At 34.8% G+C, this 20,561-nt stretch carries 20 protein-coding genes; 19 read left to right on the forward strand and 1 reads right to left on the reverse strand.

The window, feature by feature from the left end; genetic code table 11:
• Positions 1-2 precede the first annotated feature (2 nt).
• The 4 genes from pilO (at position 3) to aroD (ending at position 4,373) form a co-directional block, all read left to right on the forward strand.
• Entirely contained in the window at positions 3-545 is a 543-nt protein-coding gene (pilO, locus tag AB1349_04070; protein MEW6556515.1) for a type 4a pilus biogenesis protein PilO, read from the forward strand.
• Positions 545-1,129 carry a hypothetical protein gene (locus AB1349_04075; GenBank protein MEW6556516.1) on the forward strand — a complete coding sequence of 195 codons (585 nt, stop codon included), beginning with the start codon at positions 545-547 and terminating at the stop codon, positions 1,127-1,129. Before pilO ends, AB1349_04075 begins: the two co-directional genes overlap by 1 nt.
• Positions 1,126-3,408 (forward strand): type IV pilus secretin PilQ, encoded by a 2,283-nt coding sequence (gene pilQ, locus AB1349_04080; GenBank protein MEW6556517.1) that lies wholly within the window; start codon positions 1,126-1,128, stop codon positions 3,406-3,408. Before AB1349_04075 ends, pilQ begins: the two co-directional genes overlap by 4 nt.
• Positions 3,409-3,674: 266 nt before the next feature.
• Positions 3,675-4,373: a type I 3-dehydroquinate dehydratase gene (gene aroD, locus AB1349_04085; GenBank protein MEW6556518.1), complete on the forward strand. Its 699-nt coding sequence runs from the start codon at positions 3,675-3,677 to the stop codon at positions 4,371-4,373.
• 93 nt (positions 4,374-4,466) lie between these two features.
• Here aroD and AB1349_04090 read toward each other — a convergent pair whose 3' ends face one another.
• On the reverse strand, positions 4,467-4,754 hold the full coding sequence (locus tag AB1349_04090; protein MEW6556519.1) for a hypothetical protein: 288 nt from the start codon (positions 4,752-4,754) through the stop codon (positions 4,467-4,469).
• 1 nt (position 4,755) lies between these two features.
• On the opposite strand from AB1349_04090, the gene AB1349_04095 reads away from it, so the two are divergent.
• From AB1349_04095 to murJ, 15 genes are all read left to right on the forward strand, one after another.
• On the forward strand, positions 4,756-4,995 hold the full coding sequence (locus tag AB1349_04095) for a DUF1640 domain-containing protein (GenBank protein ID MEW6556520.1): 240 nt from the start codon (positions 4,756-4,758) through the stop codon (positions 4,993-4,995).
• 180 nt (positions 4,996-5,175) lie between these two features.
• A complete protein-coding gene (locus AB1349_04100; GenBank protein MEW6556521.1) occupies positions 5,176-5,400 on the forward strand; it encodes a hypothetical protein in 225 nt (74 codons plus the stop codon).
• A gap of 7 nt (positions 5,401-5,407) precedes the next feature.
• Positions 5,408-7,435 carry a T9SS type A sorting domain-containing protein gene (locus AB1349_04105; protein MEW6556522.1) on the forward strand — a complete coding sequence of 676 codons (2,028 nt, stop codon included), beginning with the start codon at positions 5,408-5,410 and terminating at the stop codon, positions 7,433-7,435.
• 34 nt (positions 7,436-7,469) lie between these two features.
• Positions 7,470-7,889 (forward strand): DUF5618 family protein, encoded by a 420-nt coding sequence (locus AB1349_04110; GenBank protein ID MEW6556523.1) that lies wholly within the window; start codon positions 7,470-7,472, stop codon positions 7,887-7,889.
• 16 nt (positions 7,890-7,905) lie between these two features.
• Positions 7,906-8,226 carry a hypothetical protein gene (locus AB1349_04115; GenBank protein ID MEW6556524.1) on the forward strand — a complete coding sequence of 107 codons (321 nt, stop codon included), beginning with the start codon at positions 7,906-7,908 and terminating at the stop codon, positions 8,224-8,226.
• Positions 8,227-8,234: 8 nt separating this feature from the next.
• Positions 8,235-9,197 carry a PorV/PorQ family protein gene (locus AB1349_04120; protein ID MEW6556525.1) on the forward strand — a complete coding sequence of 321 codons (963 nt, stop codon included), beginning with the start codon at positions 8,235-8,237 and terminating at the stop codon, positions 9,195-9,197.
• Positions 9,198-9,320: 123 nt separating this feature from the next.
• Positions 9,321-9,929, forward strand: a complete 609-nt coding sequence (locus AB1349_04125; protein ID MEW6556526.1) for a tetratricopeptide repeat protein — start codon at positions 9,321-9,323, stop codon at positions 9,927-9,929.
• Positions 9,923-11,341 carry an O-antigen ligase family protein gene (locus AB1349_04130; protein MEW6556527.1) on the forward strand — a complete coding sequence of 473 codons (1,419 nt, stop codon included), beginning with the start codon at positions 9,923-9,925 and terminating at the stop codon, positions 11,339-11,341. Before AB1349_04125 ends, AB1349_04130 begins: the two co-directional genes overlap by 7 nt.
• Positions 11,319-13,409 (forward strand): O-antigen ligase family protein, encoded by a 2,091-nt coding sequence (locus tag AB1349_04135; protein MEW6556528.1) that lies wholly within the window; start codon positions 11,319-11,321, stop codon positions 13,407-13,409. Before AB1349_04130 ends, AB1349_04135 begins: the two co-directional genes overlap by 23 nt.
• Positions 13,393-15,330, forward strand: a complete 1,938-nt coding sequence (locus AB1349_04140; GenBank protein MEW6556529.1) for a hypothetical protein — start codon at positions 13,393-13,395, stop codon at positions 15,328-15,330. The genes AB1349_04135 and AB1349_04140 overlap by 17 nt, the downstream gene beginning before the upstream one ends.
• On the forward strand, positions 15,302-16,045 hold the full coding sequence (locus tag AB1349_04145) for a glycosyltransferase family 2 protein (protein ID MEW6556530.1): 744 nt from the start codon (positions 15,302-15,304) through the stop codon (positions 16,043-16,045). The genes AB1349_04140 and AB1349_04145 overlap by 29 nt, the downstream gene beginning before the upstream one ends.
• 40 nt (positions 16,046-16,085) lie before the next feature.
• Positions 16,086-17,654 (forward strand): hypothetical protein, encoded by a 1,569-nt coding sequence (locus AB1349_04150; protein MEW6556531.1) that lies wholly within the window; start codon positions 16,086-16,088, stop codon positions 17,652-17,654.
• Positions 17,651-18,784, forward strand: coding sequence for a glycosyltransferase family 4 protein (locus AB1349_04155; protein ID MEW6556532.1), 1,134 nt, complete (start codon positions 17,651-17,653; stop codon positions 18,782-18,784). Before AB1349_04150 ends, AB1349_04155 begins: the two co-directional genes overlap by 4 nt.
• 47 nt (positions 18,785-18,831) lie before the next feature.
• The gene (locus tag AB1349_04160) at positions 18,832-19,347 is read left to right on the forward strand and encodes a hypothetical protein (protein ID MEW6556533.1); all 516 of its coding nucleotides are present in this window, start codon (positions 18,832-18,834) and stop codon (positions 19,345-19,347) included.
• A gap of 9 nt (positions 19,348-19,356) precedes the next feature.
• Positions 19,357-20,561, forward strand: a 1,205-nt coding sequence (gene murJ, locus AB1349_04165; GenBank protein ID MEW6556534.1) for a murein biosynthesis integral membrane protein MurJ, incomplete at its 3' end; no start/stop codon positions are given.

Consider the following 20,561-nt stretch of genomic DNA (forward strand, 5'->3'; position numbering starts at 1 on the left):
ATATGAGAAAACTAACAAATCAGGAAAAAGGCGCAATCGGAGTCGTAATCCTTGTAGGTTTATGGGCGTACTGGAAATACCTGTATAAACCTATCACAGGCGAGATTACACGGCTAGAACAGGATTTAGAACAGAAACAGGCAAAACTTGATGAAACCCGCCGTGCTGCACAGGAACTTGAAGTGCTGGAAGCTGAGTTCAAAATAATAGAAATTGAAGCGCGAGAAATGGAGAAAAAATTGCCAAAATCAAAAGAATTGCCTAACCTTATCAGAAACCTAACCAGAAGTTTGGAAAAACATAAACTGAATATCCAGAATTTTACACCGTCAAAAGAAAATCCAAAAGCATATTATTCAGAAATACCTATTTCTATGCAGTTAACAGGCTCATATCATAATCTGGCTAATTTCCTGGCTGAAGTAGGCCAGTATGAGCGTGTATTTAATGCATTTGATATTATTCTGACACCTAAGCCACCAACTAAAGAATCGCCGGATACAATCTCAGCATCACTGAAACTGGCTACATATATGGCAAAATAATGAAAACAGAAATTAAGAATTCAGAGATTAAGAGATTAAGAGATTTGGAGATTAGGGAAAAAACCAACCCTAATTCCCTAATTTCTATTTTCCTAATTTCTATTCTCTTCTCTCTATTCTCTGCTTCTTTTATTGGTTGCGGGAAGAAGTCAACACAACTGACACAGACATCTCAGCAGATTACACCAAGACCGAAACCAAAGATTCCACAATATGTTCCACCACCACCTTTACCAAAATATACTTATACTGGCGGAAAATATCGCGACCCGTTGATTCCTGCGGGTGGTAGTTATTCATCATCAATTATCGCAGGTGAAGGTGGCACAGTATTATCAGATGAACAACTCGCTACATTACAACTCAAAGGAATCTTTAGAGACCCAAAAATAGGCGGTATCGCGTTAATCGCAGATACATCCGGCGGGTCATATATCTTGAAAAACGGGAAATTATACGATAGAAAAAATAAAATTATACCAAAAGTAGCAGGTGTTATTGGCAAAAATATGGTTACGCTTTTTAGTGATAATACTAAACTGGAATTAAAACTAAGAAAAGGTGGGGAGGAAAAGAAAAAATGAAAAATTCAAAATTCAAAATTCAAAATTGGTGGCAATTGATTTTACTTCTTACTTCTTGTTTCTTGCTTCTTGCTTCTTCATATGCGTCTCAACTAAAAGACATCACTGTAAAATCTGCAGAAAACCAAGATACACTGACTGTATCGGTTTCTTCAAAAACAAAGTTCAATATATTCAGTATGTCTGAACCAAGCCGACTGGTTATAGAATTAAGCAACTGCGAATACGCAATAACCAGCAAAATAACCGCTGAGACAAGTTTCATAAAAGGAATCCGTAGCGGACAGTATCAGGATAAACCTCGAAAAATAGCACGGATTGTTGTTGACTTAAAAAAGCCGGTGCGGTTTTCATCAAAATCAACAAATAACGAAATATCTATCACACTTAAAGAAAAAGTTATTACAGATTCATCAGTTCGAAAATCTACTGAAACTGTAAAACCAGAAGTCGCTAAATCTACGAGTGCTGTAGTTAGCAAACCTAAACCTAAACCTAAACCAGCGCCTAAAAAGAAAACTGCTACACCACCCCCTACAATTGCAAAATCTACAGAAACTGTAAAGCCAGAAGTCGCTAAATCTACAATTACCGTCGTTAGCAAACCTAAACCAAAAAAGAAATCTATTACTACAATTGCAAAATCTACCGAAACTGTAAAGCCAGCAGTCGCTAAATCTACAATTACCGTCGTTAGCAAACCTAAACCAAAAAAGAAATCTACTACTACAATTGCAAAATCTACCGAAACTGTAAAGCCAGCAGTCGCGGCACCAGCACCTACACCCACTCCTGCACCTACACCTGCTGCCAAGCCAGAGGAGATAGTAAAACCCAGCACTGCACCAATAAGTATCGCTAAAGTAACAGAACCGAAAAGGGTGGAAAAAGTAGAAATCAAACCCAATATACCTGATAAAGAACATCTGGAACTTGTGAAAGAAATAAAGGAAAAAGGAACTGTGCCAATTACACCAACAATCAGTAAAAAACAGAAAGCAAAAAAGCCAGAAGCAAAAAAACCGACCCAACAGACTCAACCAACCCAACCCACTCTCAAATCCGGTGAATTACCAAAAGACCTGGTCACACTTGATTTCACAGATGCGGATATAAAGGATGTACTTCAGGTGCTCGCAGTAAAAACCGGGATGAATATCATCTACAGCGATGATGTCACCGGCACTGTCTCACTCCATCTTGAGAATGTGCCATTTGACGAAGCGATGTCGCTTATCCTTCAAATGAAAGGATTTGTTTTGCAACAGGTTGGCACAAATATCCTTAGAATAATGACACCTGCAACACTTGCTAAAGAACGCGCAGATGCAGTCCAGGTAACACAGATTTATCAACTGAGTTATGCTAAAGCATCGGATATGAGCGCCAAACTAACAGCTATTATGACTGCTGAAAACCAGAAAATTACCGTCCAAACCGACGATAGAACCAACAGCGTAATAGTTACATCTACACCGGAAGGGCTTTTGAGAGCACAAACACTGATAAAGAAGTTAGATGTGAAGCCCGAGCAGGTCTTGATAGAAGCCAAAATTGTAGAAATACAGTTTGAAACTTCAAAAGATTTAGGTATTGAATGGAACCTTGCAAAAGGCGATATCGCAGGTGGCGATACTTCAGGAATCGGTACCTCTGATAGTGATTCTGTTGATTATGGCGCGACTGAGGAAGACAAACGAGAACCTTCAGGTGTAGGTGTTGCAGCACCTTCAGCGAGCACTGTGGGTTCATTTACATTCGGTTATTTCAAAAGCGATATGTTATTAACTGCACGGCTGGCTGCTGCGCAAGCCAAAGGTAATGCCAAAGTCCTGTCTCAACCACGCGTCGCAACATTGAATAATATGGAAGCAAAAATTGTCGTTGGCGACCAGATACCTATCCCGCAAACTACCGTAACAACCGCTGGTGCTACGCAATCTACCACTTACATAACAACAGGAATCCAATTAACAGTAACACCAACAATAAATGCAGACGGCAGAATCACAATGAACGTGAAACCAGAGGTTTCTTACGCTGGTGGAGGCACACCACCGCGAATATCAACCCGGAATGCAGAAACTACAGTGCTGGTAAAAGATGGCGAAACAATAGTGATTGGCGGTATGATAACAGACCAGGAACGAAACAGTATTTCACAGGTGCCGCTGTTAGGCGACTTGCCGGTGCTTGGCAGTTTCTTCAAGAATCAGCATAATGAAAAAACCAAAACGGAACTTCTTGTATTTGTAACACCTTACATAATGAAAGAATAAAATAAGGTTACAGGTTAAAGGTTAAAGGTTAAAATTAAGAAAATATCTGGACTACAACAACAAGTTAATAGGACGCAGATTTTCGCAGAAAAAACAGATTTAAAATTTATATTTTAAAAATCTGCGTACATCTGCGTCCAAAAAAGGAAATTCCTATGCTTTTCAATTAGTACAAATGTACTAATTCAATTTTTGCTCAATCTTTTAATTTTTAATTACCTTTTTTAGTGTTTATTCGTGTTAATTCGTGGTTAAAAAATTTTCTTGTGAATAAATTTCTATTAAAACATGCTAAACTGAAACCTAAAATAGCAGTAGTTATTTCCGATAAAGAAGCTAATAATACAATAAAAAAACTATCCGGAATTGACATTTTAGAAATCAGAGTAGACCAGTTTAAGAAGTTAAATCTTGAGTATATAACAGATATTGTAAAAATCAGAAAACAAACAGGACTGCCACTGATTTTAACTGTTCGGAGTAAAGAAGAAGGTGGCGAAAAAAAAATCACTGACACAGTAAAACTTGAGATTTTCAAGAGAGCTATCAGATTGGTTGATGTTGTGGACATAGAATTAAAATCGGATATCATCTCAGCGGTTGTAAAACTTGCTAAAAAAAACAAGAAAACGGTTATTGTCTCGTTTCATAATTTTAAGAAGACACCTGTAAAAAAAGTATTAACAGGTATCGTAAAAAAAGCTAAAAAGCTAGGCGCTGATATAGTTAAAATCGCAACACAAGCAAATAAGCCAGACGATGTTGTTAACTTGATGGAGTTTACCCGAAAATATAAAGCCCAAAATCTAATCACTATTTCGTTAGGTAAAACTGGTAATATATCCCGTTTAATTTCACCGCTGTTTGGTTCTTTGATTGTTTACTCTTACATCAACAAACCATATGGGACAGGTCAGCTGCCATTGACTGTTTTACAAGACCATTTGCGGCTGTATTACCATTAAGAAAAAAAATTGTAACTATCTATTTTTTGCTTGACAAAATTTATTTATTTTGTATAATGAATAAACCAAAGTATTTACCACTGAAGCACAGAATCACGGAATAATGTCATTCCCGAATGCCTCTGTCGGGAATCTATTCAGTGTTTCAGTGGTTAAAAGAATAAATATGTTTGAAAAAGTGGATAGCAGATTTGAACAGGTAGACAGGCAAATTACCAGTCTTTTTACCCGTTTAGCTGTTGGTTTTAGTATCATTGGTTTCCTTATCGTTTTATTTGGTTTTCTAAGATAAGAATGGGGACGGAGGAAAGTAGTTGCGAGGTTTCCTCGCCTATCTTGATATAGTGCTGATGTTTTAACCTCGTTATACTGAAAGTCCAATATGATGAATACGGCAGTTGATACATTAAAGATTTTTGAACGGTTAAAAAAAGCCGACCTTACTGAAAAAGCTGCTAAAGAAATAGCCGAAACTTTTAAAGAAACCATAGAAGACCAACTTATTACAAAGGTATATCTTGACCAAAGATTGGCAGAACTTAAAACCGAAATAATCAAATGGGTTGCAGGTATGCTCGTAGCCCAAGCCGCAATAGTAGCCACTTTGGTAAAACTTTTATGAATTAAGCAGGGATAAACCTCAATATGGCTGTAATTGCTATACCACGAATTTTACGTGAAAAACTTTCAGATGAAGGCGCTGATGCACTGGATTGGACAGTTCGCTTCCATTACCACTGTTTTGTTTTTATTCTTCAAAAGATAAAGCATTATATCTTTAAATAACCAAATGGGGTCAGAAATGGATAATACTAATAAGATTCTAAAAGAGTTAGTAAAGTTTGTGCGGGAACAGCGAAAAATGAATGTTCAGTTCCATGCTGATATGGAAAAAGCAAACATTGAACAGCATAAAATGAATATGTATATTGAAAAACGATTACAACTACATTATACATTACTCCGTGAACAACGGGAATGGTTAAAGAATCATGAAGTAAGATTAAAAACAATAGAAGTAAAATAAAAATAATATGCGAAAAATAGGAATTGTTGCTGTTTTATTTTTGTTGTGTTTCATCACTCTAAACAAAACATTTGCTGTAAGTATTGAGCAAGGGAATGTCTCATGGTCGCCTGAGTCTTATACGAATACAATAAGTTGGTCTGATGCAGATCCGCTTTTTTCAACTTCGGTAGTATATTACCATGTATTCCGTCAGTTCGGTCAGGCAACTCCTGAATATCAGAAGTACACTATTAACGGTGCCGACAACATTTATCCCGGTTATTATGTTAATCCCTCTACTAAAAATGGTTCCATTTACCTGGGTTATACAGATGAAACAACTTTTACAGACCAAGTTTCACCAATGTGTGATACCAATTTTGGTGCGGATTATAGGTACCTCGTGGTTGCATTAGATACTGGAACTGCTGAATGGCCACGAAATCTCGCTAAAGATCAGTCCAATATTCGTATTACTACAGAGTATTATTTTACTGCCGATGAACTTGATTTTATCCATAATATGAAACGGGCAGATGCAGCCGGCTCACAGGATGGCTTCGGGCAGAAATGGACTTTTACATATAAACTTAAATGGGATGCCTATATAAATATGGAAATATATTCTCCAAACGGAACATTTACATATAGTTCGTCAGATGTAGACACTGTTTATGATGGTGAACGCTCTAATACTAGCCCTCAAGCCCTAATAAAAACAATAGTTGATTATACAAACTTAACAAGCGCAGCAAGAAGTTTCCAAATGGCAGATAACAGCTATACAAATGAAGAAGTTTGGGATTGCAGGGATTCGTCAGGAAATGTCGTTCCTAACGGCGTTTATTATGTCTTATTCAAAGCATACACGCATAACCCTTATACAGGCACTCCACGGTTCGTAGGACAGTGGTTTGGCTGTATACCGGTTGATATCCTGCGAATTACAAAAATAACAACACAGGGTATTTCGGGTTCAGGTGGTACCGCTTCAATCGGCTATACTATCAATGGCGATGCTAATGTGTATATTTTAATATGTTCTTCAGGAACTGCGTTTACTCGCGCTACATCTGAAGGTGACTTAACATTTCTTGGTAGTAATACCTATCATTATTATACAGGGTTTCCACTGCCACTTAATGACGCAAAAACTGCAGTTGATGCGTCAAAATTGAAAAAGGTGCTTGTTTTTTATCGGAAATATGGAACATATACAGAAACATGGAATGGCTTAGACCAAAATGGCGGCACTTTAGCAAATGGTATCTATGCTGTTTCATTTGCTGGACGGGATGGCTACGGGAATAATGCGCTTAATGCACAGGGTAATGACGGACCTATTGAAACAACTATTACTATTGATAAAACAGCGGCAGAAACAGCACAGGATTCTACAGCACCAACTATCAGTAAATGGTATGTCAATAGTAGCGAAATTTCAGCAGGTCAGACAATAGATCAGCCAATTACCTCTGTAGCAGTTGATATTGCAGATGAAACCGGTGGCTCCGGTGTGAATATCAGTGCTTGCACAATCAGTTTAACACTTACAGGTGCTACTACAACATCTGTCTCAGGCACTACTACTAACGATGGTACGGATACATTAACATTTACACCAACCCAAACTGTAAATACAAATGGTACATATACAATCAGTATAACAGCAATTGATACAACTGGTAATTCGAAAAACTATACCCGCAGTTTCTCAGTTAGTATAACAGCCGCGGGGACTGTTACTTCGTTTGAAAATTCGGTCAAGGCATATCCAAATCCTGCAAAAAGAGTTAACTTGGCAACAATCGCATATAACATAACCGCTGCTTCAACACTTTCACTTGAGATATACAATATACTTGGTGAGTTAGTTTATACGGATGAATGGGAAGATACCTCCGCGGGTTCAAAAACAAGAACTTGGAATTTGGTAAATGGTTCAAAAAATGTAGGCGCTAAAGTAGGTAGCGGCGTGTATATCTATAAAATAACAGCAAAAGATGGAACAAGCACATACTCAGTAACCAAAAAATTGATAGTGATACAATAAAGAAAGGCAGGTTAAAATTAAGGTAAAAATGAAAATGAAAAATAAAAAATTAATAACCCAAGAAGAATACTTTAAAGAAGCAGTCAGATACTATAAAAATGCAAAAAATTTGTTAAAACAGACAAAAGTTGAATATAATAGGTATCAGGATTTAAAGCATGTTAGAGAATCCGCATCTACATGTTATTTATCTGTTCTGTTTGCTATTAATGGTTATTTGATAAAACGCGGAATCCCGGCTGACAGGATTCCAACTTCTATTACACAATACTGGGAATTGTTGAATAAGAACCTTGTGCATAATGGCAAAATCAAAAGCGCATTCCAAACTGTATATGAAATATTACATATCACAGGATATTATCGCGGTACAGGTGATGTAAATGCAATAAAAGGAGGTTTTGAAAAAGCAAAATTGGTTATTGAGACATTAACCGGTGAAAAAATAAAATAGGGACGGAGCAAATTAAATGGAAATCGGGTTGAGTATTTTTGGCGTGATAATGGGTTTCGTGTGGTATCTTAATAACAAAAGCAATAACAGAGTTATTAAAGAAATTACACAAAGGACAGAAGAACTTATTCAACAAAACCATAAAGAAACACAAAGTTTGATTCAAGAAACTCAAAGTTTGATTCAAGAAATGCGTAAAGAAACCCAAAATCTGATTAAAGAAGAAGGTAAATTAACAAGAGAATCAACAAGAGAGTTGATAGAAAAAATTTCACTTTTAATAGTGAGTGATGGTGAAAAAACAAGGGAAATCCTCAGAACATTAAAACCCGCTTAAAGGCTAAAATGAAAACTGTAGAAATTATTCTTGCTTCTTGCTTCTTGTTTCTTGCTTCTTGTCTTTTTGCATCTAACGAAGGCACTGCTACCGCTACATTCCTGAAATTAGAACAGGGTGCAAAACCTATCGGGATGGGCGGCGCATTCACTGGAATCGCAAATAACGCAGACGGCATATACTATAATCCCGCAGGGCTCGGTTCTCTTACTAAAAAAGAGGTCTCAGTTACATATTCCGCAATGTATCAGGATATGATGAGTTCATACCTGTCGTTTGCATTGCCTACATATAAATTTGGCACCTTCGGGCTTGGTATCACATATCTTACTGTAGATAAAATAGAGAAAACGAATGATGATGGAGTTTCGCTTGGTGATGCAAAAATCTCTAATTTAGCCGGCGCGGTTTATTATGCCAAAAAATTAGATATGCTCGCTATTGGCGGCGGAGTGAAGTTTATCCAGCAGGACTACGATGCGGCAAAAGGCTCAGGACTAGCAGCGGATGTCGGCGGGCTGTTTACAATTGTCAAAGATAAACTATCACTGGGATTATCAGTGCTGAATCTCGGTCCGAAAGCAAAAATAGGCGATACAAAAAATAAACTGCCACTGATTATCCGCGGCGGTATCGGATTTACGCCAGTTCAGAAACTTACTATCGGCAGTGATTTAGAAAAACCAAACGATGCAGATATGAAACTGCATCTTGGCGGTGAGTACGCATTCAGCCCGCTAATGTCAGTCCGTATCGGCTATGAAACAATGAAAGATATCGGCGGCGGCTTAACCGCAGGCGTTGGGATAAAAAACCAACTCGGCGGTGAAGGTGGGCTGGGCGGTGGCGAGAGCTTTTTCGGTTCATCAGCATCAAAAAAAGGTGCAATAACTTTCTGTATTGATTATGCATATGTGTCATATGGCGAGTGGGAAGCCACACACAGGATTTCCGTCGGACTCCAATTTTAATAATTTAATTTTTGATTAAAGCCACAGAATTTCACAGAAAATCACAGAAAAATGTCATTCCCGAATGCCTCTGTCGGGAATCTATTCAGTGTTATTCTGTGTTCATCTGTGGCTGATTATTTTATGAATAACGAAGATGTACTTGTTTATATCAAACAAGGCGATGCTTACAAAATAGCAGGTAATATCACATTAGCAATTTCAGAATATCAGAAAGCATTAAAAATAGAACCAACGAATCCTACCTCACTGCTGAAACTTGGACAGGTCTATGAAACAAAAGGCGATACTGATAAAGAACAGGCGTTTTATCTGCTCGCACAAAATGTTTACGAGAAAGCACTCTTGAAAGAACCGAATAATCCGGAAATACATAATTCAATAATTTCGCTCGGTGTTAAACAGAACAGAATTGATTTGCTCGTTAAACAGTACAAAGAAAAACTGGCAAAAGAGCCAACAAATCTTGTGCTGGTGGAAGCGGTTCGGAAACTGGCAACAATATCAATGGTGAGTATTCCACCACAGGTACAGATTGGTAGCGAAAAAAGCGGCTGTGCTAAAATTTTTATTGATTATGTTTTCCCATTCGTAGGAATTATACCATTGCTTTTAGGTGTAATGATACCAAAACTAAAAATCTTGCAAACACCGGGTATCGTAATAGTAGTTGCCTACCTTATCTATAAATTCTCAACTGCTAAAAAATCAACCAAAAGCAAACAGTGGTAATAAATTTTTTTATTGCAACAACCCTGATAATCTCGCCGTTAATGCGTGCTTCATGGGATTTGTGGGCACAAACAATAATACATCTGATAACACTCCTTGCAATTTTAATTTTGATTTTTAAAAAAGAAACCTTTCTACCTTTCTACCTTTCTACCTTTCTACCTTTATTCATATTCACACTTTTTTGTTTTATATCCATTTTTACTTCGTTCAATTTCTACGAATCCAGAAACGAATTTTTTAATATCTTGAATTATATCGCAATTTTTTATCTTGTAAAATATACAGATAAAAAATATATCATACCGCCGGCTCTGATAAGCGGATTGATTCTGGCGTTTTACGGATTTTATCAGAAAATTTTTATAGGCGGAAATATCGCGTCTTTTATGAATAACCCTAATATCTTTGCCGGCTATCTTGTAGGACTTATATGTCTGACTTTTAGTTCCTTTATCTATAGACCCCAGAGCCCAACCGAACAAATGTTCGGCACCGAACACTTGTTCGGTTACTGTTTGCTTATTATTTTTGTAGCGGCGCTTGCGTTGACCGGTTCAACAGCATCTTGGATTTCATTAAACTTTGGATTTTTGGTTTTTTGTTATCTAATTAAAAAGCGCCTACCTAAAAAATATATCTATCTCCTTGTTGGAATATCCGTTTTTTTGATTATACTAAAACTAAACAGCAGGGATTCGTTTAACAGAATTATATGGTGGCTTACAGCGGGAAAAATGATTTTATCAAAACCTTTTACAGGTGTTGGACTGAATGCTCTTGCAGATGCCTACCCGAAATATAAATTAAGTGGACTGAATTCTGTTTATGCGCATAATTATTTTTTACAAACTGCCGCAGAAATTGGACTCTTCGGATTTTTAGCATTCCTCTGGTTTCTTGTAGAAATTTTTAGGCAAACAAAAACTGCTGAAAATAGCTCGTTTTTTGTCGCAATCTCTGCAATGCTTATTCACGGCTTTTTTGATTATTCATTGTTGATACCGGCAAACGCAATCTTATTATGGGCTTTTTTAGGTATTTGCTCAAGAAAAGAAAAACCTGTTCCAGTAACACTTACACAAAACCAAACAACTATTTTTAAATGGCTGGCTGTTTTTTTTGTTTCAGCCGCAATTTATTCACTGACAAAAATCTTTCTGGGTAACCGCGAAACCGCAATGGGCAAATACCTGCTTGACCAAAAAAAATATAATACCGCACAACTGCATTTCAATAAAGCATTACAGTATGATAGAAACAACCCGCAAACATATCTCTATCTTTCTAATGTTTATCAGGAATACTTTAAACTTACAAAATACTATACATATTTAGACGAAGCGGAAATTGAACTTAATAAAGCAGCAAAGTTGCAGAAAAAAAATTATGAAAATATCCGAAACAAATAAACTATTTGCTATTCACTGTTTGCTATTCGCTGTTTTTCTGCTGACACCTTTTTTTAACGGCTCAAAAGACCCAACTGCGATTTTTGTGTTTGAGACGGTTGTTTTTATCGTTTTTTTTATCACCATAAACTTTCACAAAATACAGAAAACTTTAATAGATATCCCAATTCTGTTGTTTTTGATATTCACGGTTTTTTCAACTGCAACTACTTTATACTTGAATTCTTCGGTTAATATGTTATTTCTTGTTCTTTCATATCTAATGTTTTTTTATTGTTTGATTACTGTTTATAACAAGGTATTTCGTAAATTTTTTTATGATGGGCTTGTCTTGATTTCATTCATAATTTCAGGAATTGTAATACTCCAGTTTTTTTCTGGCAAAACACCAAAGGCAACATTCCCAAACCCGAATTTAGCAGCTGGATATATTTCTGCAGGCGCATCGTTTATTCTGGCGTTTTTATTTTTTAGCGAAACCAAACTAAAAACAAAAATTGCTTTTTCTATACTGTTTCTGGCTTTCTGGATTGCAATCGCATTAACGCATTCAAGAGGCGGATTGTTTTCATTACTCTGCGGAATTCTGACGGTTTTTTTCTTAAAGTTTAAAAAATGGGGAATATTCATTTTTACCATCGGAGTTTTGATTGTATTCATTTCGCTTCCTAAAGGAGTAATAACAAATATCGTGAAAATGGATGGCGGTGATGTATACGCTTTCAAGCGATTAGAAATATGGAATGCTGCTATAAAGATAATCAAGGAGAATCCTGTTTTAGGAACTGGTCCCGGTAATTTTGAACTTCTATTTTACAAATACAATTTTCCTGCGAATAATCTACTCGCAAAATATGCTAAAATTACACGGTTCGCACATAACGAATTTTTGCAAATCGCAGCAGAAGGCGGGCTTTTTGCGTTTGCTGTTTTTGTGTGGATATTAATAATCATCATTAGAAGTGCATTAAAAAGTTCTAATAATTCAGTAGTTGTTTTTGCAGCAATACTCGGACATTCATTTGTTGATTTCAATCTGCATCTGCCTGCTACAATGTTTGTTTTAATTTTTGCAACCGCTGATATCCTTTACGATACACAAATTGACCCGTATAAATACGAGAACAATTTACCCCGCCCCTATAAGGAGCGGGGTTTACTGAAATTCCTAAACATTACGAATACTCGTAGATATATTATATTTCTCCTGTTAGCATTATTTGTTTTTAATACGCTAAATTTTTTCTTGAAACCAATTGATGCAGAAAAATACAAAAAATTGGCTGATAAATTTGTTAATACCCAGCCGGAAAAAGCAGTTGAACTTTATAAAAAAACAGTAAAATACTCACCAAACGATTTTGACTATCGACGGCAACTTGGCGAATTGTTCTATTTAACCAATAGAAGAACTGATGCGATTGAACAGCTAAAAAAATCAGTTGAATTGAACCCGAACAGCACATTTGCTATTATGTCGCTTGCCAAAATCTATTATGATACACAGGAATTTAATAAGGCTGAGTTTTATCTGCTTAAAGCGTTACATAACGAACCTAATTATTTAACTGCACGGTATTTTCTGGCAATGACAGCCGAAAAACAACATAGATTTCAGACCGCAGAAAAGGAATATCAAAATATTATCTCAATTTACAAATTATTTCAAGGAACAAGTTCACCATCTATCCAAACTGCCACTACCCTGTCAGGTTATGAAAAAACATTGCTTTCTATTGATATTGCAGATGTTTATAATTCACTCGGCTTCTTTTATATGAATACTGGGAAATTGCAGGATGCGATTGTTAATTACAATATCTCGTTAGAAATAAAGCCGGTAAATGCAGTTGCATACTCAAATCTGGCATCTGTCTATTTTATTGAGAAAAAATATTCAGACGCATTACATTATGCAAACCTTGCAGCATATTACGAACCTGAAGAACCAGCACATCTGAAAAATCTTATTTTAATATATCAAAAACTTCATAACGATAGCGAAATAAAACGGCTGAAGAATAAAATAGAGTTTTTAGAAAAGCAAAATTATGTCAAGGAGAGATAAACTTTATATTATTTTTTTGTTGCTTATTGTAATCTTTCAGTATTCTGAAATTATTTTTCAGCAGAAAATATTTTTTATACGGGATTTGACTTATATCTTTCAACCATGGAAATTTGCAGTATGTGAATCGCTGATTAACGGCAAAATGCCATTGTGGAATCCGTATTCCTACTGCGGAATGCCATTACTGGCAAATTTTCAGTCAGCTGTTTTTTATCCGTTTTCAGTATTTTTCTATATCTTCGGGTTCATACCGGGACTTAAATCTTATATTATCTGTCATACATTTCTGGCTGCATTATTTTTGTTTTTATATCTTCGTTCAAAAAAAATAAAAAGTATCGCATCATTTACTGGCAGTGTACTTTTTGCATTTGGCGGTTATTTTATTACTAAAATTGAGTTTCTGAGTATTTTAGGGGCAGCTGTCTGGTTGCCGTTAATACTGCTTTTTTTTTCAAGCAATTGCAACACTTTTATCTGCGGACTGGCAGCCGCAATTTCACTGTTCGCTGGCTATCCACCAGTTCTGTTTCTTATTTTCATATTGCTTTTTGTTGAAACAGTTGTGGAACAAAAATATAAAAGATTTCTATATGTAATCATTTTTAGTTTACTCATATCAGCAGTCCAGATTCTGCCATCAATAGAACTTATTATAAACTCTGTAAGAAAAACCGGGCTTATACTATCAGATGCGGTTGCTTGGTCTATGAAGCCAGCCGATTTTTTAGCGCTGATATCACCTGTGTTTTTAGAAAAAAATATTACAGACAAATTCTCAGGCGAGAAATACTTCTGGATAAAATCATTCTGGATTGGATTTGTTGCAACTATAGTTCTACTTGTTGGAGTAGTTCTATCGTTCAAAAAGAATTCTACTCTCGAAACTAAAAAGTTGGTGTTGTATTTTTTTCTGGTCGTTTTTTCACTACTTTTTGCACTCGGTACAAGAACCTGCGTTTTCCAATTTGTTTATAGTTATGTTTCCGGCTTTAATTTTATCAGATACCCTGCACATATATTATTTATCCCGTTTTTTATATTCGTTATGCTAACTGCTACAGGAATTCACCAATTAAGAAAAATATCAGGTTTTGTCTCTTTTTTAATTTTGGTAGAACTCTTAATTTATGCCTATAGAATTCAGCCTATAATAGAATACAAGTATTATTCTGAAAAAGGACCTGTTACAAATTTTTTGCTGTCGGATAAATCAATGTTTAGATTCTTTTTAACTCCAAAGACAACCTGGTCAGCAAGAATTAAAGTGCCTGATTATGGCAATATCGGCTGGTATGTATTAAAGGACCGCCTGCAAGGACTCTCAGCAATACCATTTCATCTCTTTGATGCAGGCGGTGTAGGAGAACCTTTGGAAATAACGGAACACTATAATTTAATCACAGAAGCACAGAAAAAAAATAACGCAGATGAAGCAAATGAACTTTTATCAAAAATGAATGTAAAATATCTTTTGAGTGATTACCAATTCCCATCTCATTCTCCTGTTGAGTCAACAAAATGGGAACTGGTGTTCAGGAGTCATTTATTCGTGTATAAAAATAAAAATTTTGTAGATAGAAGTTTTATAGTTGATAATAATAATAATAATAATAAAACTGTTGAGTTCATTATCTACGAACCTGATAAAATAAAAATTGAAACAACAAATTCAGGTATGCTGATTCTATTAGATACTTTTTATCCGGGATGGCAGGCATTTGTTAATGGCAAAAAAACTGATATGGCAAAGGATACTTTTAGTTCTGTTTTTCGTTCAGTAAAATTACAAAATGCGCCAAACTATAAGATATATTTTTTGTATAATCCCGCTTTGTTCATTCTCGGGCTGTTGATTTCGTTGCTTATAATTGGTATAATAGTTAGTTGTGATATATCTACTTTTACCGGTATTTAATGAAGCGAATGGAATAGAAATTCTATTTAAAAGTATTGGATACCAACTTTCCAACCTGCCACATTCTGTTGTGCTCGTAAACGATGGTTCTACCGACGAGACTGTTAATATTTTAATTAATTTCTTAAAAGGTTTACAGCAGAAACTTACCTTAAAAATTATAAATCACGAAAAAAATTTAGGGCTCGGTGCAGCAATGCGAACAGGTATAAACTATGTTTCTACCGTTATTCAGGAAAACGATATTTTGATAACTATGGATGCTGATAATACACATCCTGTTGGTTTAATCACAGAACTTGTAAAAAAAATTCAAAACGGTGCTGATGTTGTAGTTGCATCCAGATACACAGCAGGTGGAAACGAAATCGGGTTAAAAAAGTTTAGAAAAATTTTAAGCGGGTTTGCTTCGGCATTATTAAAACTCTTTTTTCCAGTAAAAAATGTCACAGATTATACAAGCGGTTACCGTGCATATTCCGGAAAAATTATCAAGAAAGCGAGAACATATTACAGCGATAATTTTGTTACTGAAACCGGTTTTACCTGTATGGCTGAAATTTTGATAAAACTTTCTAAAATCAACGCTTCGTTTGATGAAGTCGGACTCGTTTTACGGTATGACTTAAAAAAAGGAAAAAGTAAAATAAAAATAATAAAGACAATCTTTGAATATCTATTCCTTATATTGAAACTTAAATTCTTGCGGTTATAGTACAAATGTACTATAACTGCCGACTGAAAAATTGCCAAAAATGAGAAAACAAGTAATTCTGTTTCTGGTTTGTACCTTGTTTTTTTTCAATGGTATAATTTTTACTAATAAGATATTTTTTTTTAGAGATATACTTAATCTTTTTATGCCTTATCGGCTTTTTGCAGCAGAGAACATTCAAAATGGAGTTCTACCATTATGGAATCCTTACACTTTTTTTGGTCAGCCGTTTCTGGCCAATCCTGAAACATCTCTGTTTTATCCTTTCACTATTTTGTTCTATATTTTTAAGTTTTCTATTGCATACAAACTTTTTATTGTTATACATTTTTTTCTCGCGGCATTACTCTTCTGGTTGATTGCTAAATTGTTAAATGCTAAAAATTCGTTCACACTTGTTGGAGCAATTGCATGGACATTCGGTGGCTATCTTTCAACAAGAGTAGAGTTTTTAAGTATTTTAGGCAGCGCTGTATGGTTACCTGTGGGATTGTTCTTTCTTAACAAAAATAAAAAAATTTTGTTAGCACTAACTCTTGCAATACAGATATTTTCAGGTCATCCGCAAGTGTTTTTTTATACTCTTATTTTTATGCTGTTTTTCCTGAATAAGAAACGATTTGGCACTTTGCTAACTGCATTATGTTTGACATTTTTTCTGACTGCAGTACAGATAATACCATTCTGGGAGTTTGTTCAAAACTCAAACAGGACAGATGGTTTAACTTTTGAAGAAGCATCAAGTGTCTCGGTAAAGCCAACTGAAATTTTTACAAATCTACTACCAAAGAAAAAAATTGATATCAGAGATAGTTATTGGTTGAAATCATCTTATATCAGTTTGTTTCCGTTAATTTTTGTTATTATTTATTTTTTCCAAAAAAATACTACCAAGAATCTTATTTTTCCACTTGCAATAATAATAATTCTTGCATTAGGCCGATATACACCTGTGTATTACTATCTCTATAAATATGTTTTGCCATTTTCAAAAATACGCTATCCTGCTGCAATTATGTTCTTGTTTGTATTCATTTTAGCGTCTATGATTGCACAGGTAAAAACAGAACAATTTAATAAGTTTATCCCAATAATTTTTTTGATAACATTTTTTGATTTATATCTCAATTTCAAGAAATTTAATCCGACGATTTTTTTAGAACTGCTCAGTTTAAAAACAGAAAATATCTTTTTGTTACAAAAAATCTCTAATGGCAAAAAATACCTTGTTTTGCCGGATGCTTATTCACAAAATAAGACATATTACGATTTCATAAATACACTTCCAACGAATATAAATATACCGCGCCACATTTATAACGCATCCGGCTATGACCCCCTAACTACAGAAGGAATAGAAACTTTCACCGAAAAATTAAGACAAAATCCTGATGCTAAAATGTTGTCCCGATATAACATAAAATATGTAATAACAACCAAAAATATGAGTAGCGATTGGAAAAGAATTACGAAAAATCTTTATGAAAATAAAATTACACTTCCCAAAAATGTAACTATTAACCCGCAGAGTTTTCAGCCAAAATATATTATTTTTTTAACTGGTTTATGGCTAACTATTATTAGCAGCATTTTAATACTAACTTTATGAAACTAAAAATCTGTATGCTGTTGGAAAGATTTTATCCTGTTGTCGGCGGCACTGAACTTCAGGCACAGCGATTGGCAGTCGCACTTATTAATTCCGGTAATGATGTTTTTGTTCTCACAACACGACTTAGTGGCTTTTTAAAATTTGAAGTTATAGACGGTTTGAGTATCTATAGAAGCTTTTCGCGTGGCAAAGGGACTATTTCTTCACTTTTTTTCTTGTTTTCATCATTTTTGTTTCTTCTTAAAAATCGTCAAAAATATGATATTATCCAGGTTTATCTCGCTTCATCTCATGCATTTCCAGCGATTATTATAAAAAAATTGCTCGGGAAAAAAATTATACTGAAATTTGGCGGTGCCAGAAAAACTGGTGATATTGAGACCTCCACTGCAAAACCTTGTGGAAAACTAAAACTTAAAATTATATCTCAAAATTTTGACGCTTTTGTTGTTCCAAGCAAAGAAGTTTATCAGGAAGTTGTTTCTGCGGGATTCCCTGAAAAAAAGATTTCTATAATTGCTAATGGCGTTGACACCAGCAGATTCCAGCCGGTCAGCGATAATGAAAAAATACGATTAAGAAAGTTGTTCAACTTCCCTTCTGAAAAACTGATTTGTGTTTATACAGGAAGGATAGAAAAAGGGAAGGGGCTTGAAATTCTGCTTGAAGTATGGAAAAAAATACCCGAAAAAATTATGCTTCTAATTATTGGAGAAGGTCTATTATTGGACGAATTAAAAAAGGCATTCCCACAAAAAAATATCCATTTTTTTGGATTCCAAAAAAATGTAGCGGATTTCCTTGCTGTAAGCAATTTGTTCGTTCTGCCATCTTTCGGAGAAGGATTATCTAACGCACTTCTTGAAGCAATGAGCAGTGGACTTATTATTTTAGCGAATAACATACCAGCCAATGCAGAAGTGATAACTGATAACCATAATGGTCTTTTGATAGATTTTAGAGACATAAATAAAGCTGGTTCTACTATTTCCGCTATATCTACAAATATAAACTCCTACCTGAAACTTGGAATTCATGCACGGCAAACCGTAATTGAAAAATTCTCACTGCCTTACATCGCTAAAAAATATTTTCAACTCTACAAAAAAGTACTTGACAAAACCTAAAAAATTCTTTATAATATATTTAGAACATTTAATACATATTAAACGCTATGAAAAATAATACATTCAATCAAGAGTTTATCAGAATCACTGGCGAGCTGGGTGCTGCACTGGGGCTTAACAGAAGCATCGGACAGATTTATGGACTTCTATATATGAGTGATAAGCCGCTTTCACTTGATACTATTGCCACGACACTCAAAATGAGCAAAGGCAGCGTTTCACTGAATATCAGGGAACTTGAAAGATGGGAGGCAGTACAGAAAATATGGGTTAATGGAACAAGAAAAGATTTTTACGAGGCAAACTCCGATTTTGTAAGTGTCATCTATAAAAGAACAAGAATGCGGATACAAAAAATTTTAAATAACTTCAGTTCTGCAATTGTTGGTTTTGAGAAAAGGAATTCATTATCTAAAATACAAAAAGAAAGATTAGTCCAAATTAAAGAGATACAGAGTCTGTTTGGAAAAATTGCTGATAATTTACCCGACGAAATTTCAGCAAAAAAATTGACAAAAATTTTGTCTACGTTGAACGCAGTAAAATTCATCTTACAAAAATAGAAAATTACAATGTCTACAAACATAAAAATCGCTAAAGCATATTTAATACTTACTGCTGCAAGTATTTTAGGACATATATTGAGTATGGGCAAAGAAATACTTGTAGCAAATTATTTTGGAATTACAAAAGCAATGGATGCTTTTTATACTGCATTGACAATACCCAACTGGATAACTCCTATATTTTCATCACCATTTATTCTTATTTTTATTCCGATTTTTACAAAATATAAATTAACAAATAAAGAAGAAGCAAACAGATTGGCAAGTATTCTCATAAACTACACATTCATTGTGCTTATTTTGATAACATTGTTTGTCTTTATTTTTTCTCGTGCCATCATCCAATTTGGATTTTGTGGATTGGATTCGGAAACCAGCATCACTTCTATAAAAATACTCAGGATAATTAATATAACCATCATCTTCACTGTGCTAGTAACTATAAATACTGTAATACACAATGCAAATGAACATTTTTTATGGCCTGCAGTTTCACAAATGTTTGTTACGATATGTACAATTCTTTTCATCTTATTTTTTGCAAAAAAATGGGGAATCTTTGTATTTGCTTGGGGTTTGCTTATCGGTTTAATTATACAATCACTTTTTTTAATCCCATTTACTAAACAACAAGGGTATAAACATTATTTTGATTTTAGATGGAATCATCCAGAATTAAAAAAAATACTAAATTTAACCTTTGTTCTTATTCTTTTATCAATTATTTCTGGATTTAATGCGCCAATTAACAGGATAATGGCATCTTGGTTACCGACGGGAAGCATTGCTGCACTCGGTTATGCTGATAAACTGGTTCAGGTGCCACTGATAGTTTTTTCAGGTTCTATTGCCACTGCAATATATCCTTTTATTTCCAAACAATTAGCCGAAAACAAAATTGAAGAAATGAAAGATGCTCTTGCAACCAGCATAAAAATGATGGGATTTATATTCATACCGCTTGCTGTAATTATGATTACTCTGGCAAAACCTGTAATACAACTCTTATTTCAACGGGGTGCATTTGACGCACAAGCCACAGATTTAACCTCTAAAATTTTTATCTGCTTTACCTTCCAACTTTTCTCAAATTATGCTTTGGTAATTATGTTAAGATTAATTTTTGCATTTCAGGATTTATTTAGCATTCTTAAAGTAACCGTTATCGGTATAGTATTTACTATACTGTTAAATTATATTTTTATAAAAAC

The organism is Elusimicrobiota bacterium (assembly GCA_040757695.1).
Taxonomy (GTDB): Bacteria; Elusimicrobiota; UBA8919; order UBA8919; family UBA8919; genus JBFLWK01.